The organism is Streptomyces hainanensis (assembly GCF_004348415.1).
GTDB classification, from domain to species: Bacteria; Actinomycetota; Actinomycetes; order Streptomycetales; family Streptomycetaceae; genus Streptomyces; species Streptomyces hainanensis.
In genome coordinates, this window is record NZ_SMKI01000574.1 from 1 (window position 1) to 4,334 (window position 4,334).

Consider the following 4,334-nt stretch of genomic DNA (forward strand, 5'->3'; position numbering starts at 1 on the left):
GGCCGGCCCTCCCCGGCGGGTGGGGGCGTGCGCGCGGGCGCGTGTGGTCAGCCGGTGGCGCAGGACGTGCCGTTGACCGCGAAGGCGGTCGGCGACCCGTTGCCGCCGGTCCAGCTCCCGAGGAAGCCCACGGTGGTCGAGCCGCCCGGGGAGAGGGTGGCGTTCCAGGTGGCCGGTGTGACCGTCACGTTGGCGCCGCTCTGCGTGTAACTCCCGTTCCACAGCTGGCTGATGGTCTGCCCGGCCGGGAAGGCCCAGGTCAGCCGCCAGTTGCTGAGCGCCGTGGTGCCGGTGTTGGTCACCGTGATCTCGCCCTGGAAGCCGCCCTGCCACTGGCCCGAGACCCGGTAGCCGACCCGGCACGGCGCGTCGCCCGGCTCCTCGGGATCCTCGGGTTCGCCTGGCTCCTCCGGGTCGCCCGGGTCCTCGCCGCCGCCCGACTCGGCGGTCTCGCCGTAGATCACGCCCCGGCCGTTGGTGCCGATGTAGACCCGGCCGAAGACCCGCGGGTCGCCGGTGATCGTCGAGCCGGTCCAGGCCCACTGGTGCGCGTCGTCGTTGATCCGCGTCCAGGTGGCCCCGGAGTCGGTGGAGCGGTAGATGCCCCGCACCCCGCCGACGACGCCGCTGCTGTAGAGCGTCTGGTACGAGGCACCGGCGGCGGCCGCGCCGAAGCCGATGTTGTCGGCGGTGATCGCGGTGACCCGGGTGAAGCTGGTACCCGAGTTGGTGGAGTGCCACAGGCCCTCGCCGGCCACCCACACGTCGCCGGTGCGCCCGGGCACGGCGGCGAACCGCACCTCGCCGGTCGGCAGCCCGGTGGCGGCGGCCGTGAAGGTGGCGCCGCCGTTGGTGGAGACGTAGAACGTGCCCTGGTGGACCCCGTAGAAGAGGTTCGGGTTCACCCGGTCCGCCTCCACCCTGGCCCCCTGCGGGATGCCCGTGGACGCGGTCCAGGAGTTGCCGAAGCCCACCGAGTAGTGCACGCCGGCGCCCTCCGGGCTCCACACGAAGCGGCTGCCGTTGGCCGCCGCCGCCACCGTGCCGCCGTGCGCGCCGCTCGGCGCGGTGCCGGCGAACCAGTTGCCGCCGCCGTCGGTGGAGAAGTTGACCGTCGGCGCGGTGCTCTCGCTGACGTGGTTGCCGACCCGGACGACGGTGGCCGGCGCGAGTTCGGCGAAGTCCAGCCCCGTGGTGGTACCGAAGGACGGGAAGGTGTCGGACGGCACCTGGGTGAGGTTCGTGTGCCGGAAGCCGCCGATGTCGCCGAGGCCGCTGAGCAGCGGGGCGCCGCTGGGCGGGCTCGCCAGGTCGGTGACCGCCGTCTCCTCGAGGCCGCGCACGTAGGGACGGATGGTGAAGGTCTGGCCGCGGTCCCAGTTGGTGAGCTGGGTGGTGCCGTAGAGCGTGGCGCCGGTGCCGTAGAAGAGCCGGTCCGCGTTGAACGGGTCGATCTCCATGCCCTCGGTCATCCAGCCGAGCTTGGGCGTCTCCTCCGGAGGCTGTGGGCTGGCGTTGAGGTCCATCCACGGCACCGAGGAGATGTCGATGGTGTAGCGCTTGCCGCGGTTCGGGTAGCTGGTGAACTCCCAGGACCTGGTCCAGCTGTCGCCGCCGTTCGTCGAACGGAAGATCTGGGTGTCGGGCCACCAGGAGCTGTACGCGGTCACCATCACGGTGCCCGGGTTCTGCCGGTCCACGGTCAGCCCGCTGAAGCCGAAGTAGCGGTCGCTGCCGGCCGCGACCGGCGAGACGTCGGTCCAGGTGCCGGCGGCGGTGTCGTACCGCCAGACCTCGCCGTCGGCGCCGCCGTAGGGGCCGGCGTCGTCGCTGGTGGCGATGTACAGGTCGCCGGTCTCCTCGTCGAGCACGCCCTTGTGCGGCAGGTAGCCGGTGGGCTGCCCCGGTACCGCCTGCCAGGTGGCGCCGCCGTTGGTGGAGCGGTAGACGCTCTGGTCGAGGTCGGCGACGCCCGCGTAGAGGGTCTGGGTCGGGCTGCCGGGTGAGCCCGTCGACGGGTCGAAGGTGACCCAGGTGACGCCGACCAGCTCGCTCTGGTAGCCGCTGGTGTCGCTCGGGTCGGGCGCGTAGTCCCCGGGGTTCGGGAACGAGGTGACCTCCTGCCAGCTCACCCCCGCGTTGGTGGAACGCCACAGGCCCTCGCCGCTGGGCGCGCCCAGGTACAGGACGTCGTTGTCGTTCGGGTCCACCACCAGCCGCTCGCCCATGCCGCGGCCCGGCATGTTGCCGCCGAGCTTGAACGGCAGCTCGGTGGTCTGCCAGGTCTCGCCGCGGTTCGAGGAGCGCAGGATCGCGCCGTTGTTCGGGTCCCAGTCGTTGGTGTACGTGCCGACGGCCGCGTAGACCCGGTCCGGCTCGACGGGGTCGGTGGCGATCGAGGCGACGCCCGTGTAGCCCCAGTCGTCCCAGCCGACGTGGTCGAGCAGCGGGATCCAGGACTGGTCCGACTGGTTCCAGCGGTAGGCGCCGCCGATGTCGGTCCGCGCGTAGACCAGGTTGGGTTCGGTCCGGTTGAAGACGACGCTCGGCACGAAGCCGCCGCCACCGATCGCGACGTTGCTCCAGGTGTAGTCGGCGGCGGCCTCGACCTCGGCCCCGATCTCCTGGGCGCGGTCGGCCGCGGCGCTCGCCGGGGCCGCCGTGGCGGCGGTGAGCAGTCCGCCGGTGAGAGCCATACCGGCCAGCAGGGCCGTCGCCGGTCTCCCTCTGCGCACGTTGGCGCTCCTCTCCGTACTTCGACCGTCGCGGGCGGCGGTCGAGGGGGGTGGGCAAAGCGGGATGGGAGCGCTCCCAGATGTGCGTGCCGATGATGCTAACTGTCGAATGTTGTTCGCATAAGGGGTGTGTCACACGCCTGTTACGGTTGAGGGTCCGTCACCCTGTGCTGGGTACAGGTGACGTGGCGGCACGAAAGGGGGCAGTTCGATGGCACGCATCACCCGCAGGAGCCTGGCGTTCGCCACGCTGGGCACGTTGACCGGAGCCCTGACGCTCACTCAGTCCTCCTCCGCCGCCAGTGGCGACGGGCGGCCGCTGGCCGCCGCCGGCGGGCCGGCCGGGGCCGGCGTCGCGCCGACCGGGTTGCGCGGCATGTGGATCGCCTCGGTCGCCAACATCGACTGGCCCGGCGAGCCCGGTCTCTCGCGGGACGCGGCGCGGTCCGAGCTGACGGCCCTGTTCGACGCGGCGGTGGCCCTCCACCTCAACGCGGTGTTCCTCCAGGTCCGGCCGACGGCCGACGCGTTCTGGCCGTCCCCGCACGAGCCCTGGTCGGAGTGGCTGACCGGCGTGCAGGGCCGGGACCCCGGCTGGGACCCGCTGGGCTTCGCGGTCACCGAGGCGCACGCCCGTGGGCTCGCGCTGCACGCCTGGTTCAACCCGTACCGGATCGCCACGCACGCGGACCCCGACCGGCTCGCGGCCGGCCACCCGGCCCGCCGGAACCCGGAGTGGGCGGTGCCGTACGGCGGCCGGCTCTACTACAACCCGGGGCTGCCCGAGGTGCGGGAGTTCGTCCAGGACGCGATGATCCACGCCGTCGAGTCCTACGAGATCGACGGCGTGCACTGGGACGACTACTTCTACCCGTACCCGGTGGCCGGCGAGGAGTTCGACGACGACGCGGCCTTCGAGGCCCACGGCGAGGGCTTCACCGACCGCGGCGACTGGCGGCGCCACAACAGCGATCAGCTGGTGCGGGAGATGGCGGACCGGGTGCGGGCGGCCAGGCCCGGCATCCCGTTCGGCATCAGCCCGTTCGCCGTCTGGCGCAACGCCTCCACCGACCCGCTCGGCTCCGACACCGCGGGCGGCGTGCAGACCTACGACGACCTGTACGCGGACACCCGCACCTGGGTGCGGGAGGGGTGGATCGACTACGTGCTGCCGCAGGTCTACTGGGAGATCGGGAACTCGGCGGCCGACTACGCCGAGTTGGTCTCCTGGTGGTCGGAGGTGGCGAGGGGCACGGGCGTGGCGCTCTACGTCGGCGAGGCCGTCTACAAGGTCGGCGACCGGGCGCAGCCCGCCGCCTGGCAGGACCCGGCGGAACTCTCCCGCCATCTGACGCTGTGCGCGGACCATCCGGAGGTCGGGGGCAACGCCTTCTACTCCGCGACGCAGGTCGCGGCGGATCCGCTCGGTGCGATGTCGCGGGTGGCGAGGGACCACTACGCGTAGCGCGGCGCGGCTGCGGCCTGGCCTACGTCGACACCTCGCGCAACGGCCGGCGCGCGTACTGCTCCGTGCGCTGCGCCAACAACGACGCCGTCGCCCGGCACCGCGAGCAGCGGCGGTCAGCGGGCCGTGCGCAG

At 72.7% G+C, this 4,334-nt stretch carries 3 protein-coding genes; 2 read left to right on the forward strand and 1 reads right to left on the reverse strand.

The features are described 5' to 3' along the window. Positions 1–47: 47 nt before the first annotated feature. Positions 48–2,735 carry a cellulose-binding domain-containing protein gene (locus E1283_RS32715; RefSeq protein ID WP_165956332.1) on the reverse strand — a complete coding sequence of 896 codons (2,688 nt, stop codon included), beginning with the start codon at positions 2,733–2,735 and terminating at the stop codon, positions 48–50. A gap of 211 nt (positions 2,736–2,946) precedes the next feature. Between E1283_RS32715 and E1283_RS32720 the strand changes: the two genes are divergently transcribed. Beyond that, complete coding sequence (locus tag E1283_RS32720) at positions 2,947–4,200, forward strand: glycoside hydrolase family 10-like protein (RefSeq protein ID WP_132821794.1); 1,254 nt, start codon at positions 2,947–2,949, stop codon at positions 4,198–4,200. Continuing rightward, the coding region (locus E1283_RS40070; protein WP_425086266.1) for a CGNR zinc finger domain-containing protein at positions 4,092–4,334 on the forward strand (243 nt) is incomplete at its 3' end. The genes E1283_RS32720 and E1283_RS40070, both read left to right, overlap by 109 nt.